This is a genomic window from Acinetobacter sp. Q186-3 (assembly GCF_013420655.1).
Classification (GTDB): Bacteria; Pseudomonadota; Gammaproteobacteria; order Pseudomonadales; family Moraxellaceae; genus Acinetobacter; species Acinetobacter indicus.
Genome location: NZ_VOXS01000054.1, coordinates 1 through 1,030, shown reverse-complemented (window position 1 = coordinate 1,030; position 1,030 = coordinate 1). Strand labels below are relative to the sequence as shown.

Here is a 1,030-nt window from a genome sequence, read left to right as displayed (position 1 = left end):
ATTTGCCGCCTCCCCGGAGCTTTTCGCAGGCTATCACGTCTTTCTTCGCCTCTGACTGCCAAGGCATCCACCACATGCACTTAATTACTTGACTATACAACCCCAAACAGTCGTTAATCCCTACAAGTAGGATTAAGACAATTAAATAAATAATCAATTATCTATTTAATCTACAGTTCGAAGTCCCGTGCACTTAAGCACCGTACAGCTTCAATCTAAATTCATATACCAAAACGCTTGATTCAGTTAATTTGCTAGTTCTCAATTCAATTTACGTTCATCAACCCGTCATAACAACGCGTTAACGTATATTGATTGAGTGAACAATTTATTTCAGACTCAATTTTGCCAATCTGTTAATGATTCACTGCATCCTCGTCGGACTGCAGTCAACTGTGATAAATCACAGAGATTAATAAGAGTTGCGCATTCTACACAATCTTCTCACTAAGCTCTATAAGCTATCTGTTCGTTTGCTTGTTTCTTAGCTATTTAGCTATCTACACATTGCGTAGCAATGTGTGGTGGAGACTAGGAGAGTCGAACTCCTGACCTCCTGCGTGCAAAGCAGGCGCTCTACCAACTAAGCTAAGTCCCCAGCTTATCATTTAAGTCAATGTTCTGATTTCTATTCGCTCTGCAATTGCTTGCTTGTCGTTAGTGGTGGGTCTGACAAGACTTGAACTTGTGACCCCACGCTTATCAAGCGTGTGCTCTAACCAACTGAGCTACAGACCCTCAGATACATCGTCATGAAGAACAACTTGTTGTGGATTCTTACTAATCGTCAATCTTTCGTTAAGGAGGTGATCCAGCCGCAGGTTCCCCTACGGCTACCTTGTTACGACTTCACCCCAGTCATCGGCCACACCGTGGTAAGCGTCCTCCCTAAGGTTAGACTACCTACTTCTGGTGCAACAAACTCCCATGGTGTGACGGGCGGTGTGTACAAGGCCCGGGAACGTATTCACCGCGGCATTCTGATCCGCGATTACTAGCGATTCCGACTTCATGGAGTCGAGTTGCAGAC

General features: G+C 44.5%; 2 tRNA genes and 2 rRNA genes. All 4 read right to left on the bottom strand.

The annotated features are described in order from the left end of the window. Positions 1–94 (bottom strand): 23S ribosomal RNA (locus tag FTT64_RS14360); the annotation flags it as partial. Positions 95–522: 428 nt separating this feature from the next. Beyond that, positions 523–598 (bottom strand) — tRNA-Ala (locus FTT64_RS14355). 63 nt (positions 599–661) lie between these two features. Continuing rightward, positions 662–738 (bottom strand) — tRNA-Ile (locus tag FTT64_RS14350). Positions 739–799: 61 nt separating this feature from the next. Continuing rightward, positions 800–1,030: ribosomal RNA gene (locus FTT64_RS14345) — 16S ribosomal RNA — on the bottom strand; the annotation flags it as partial.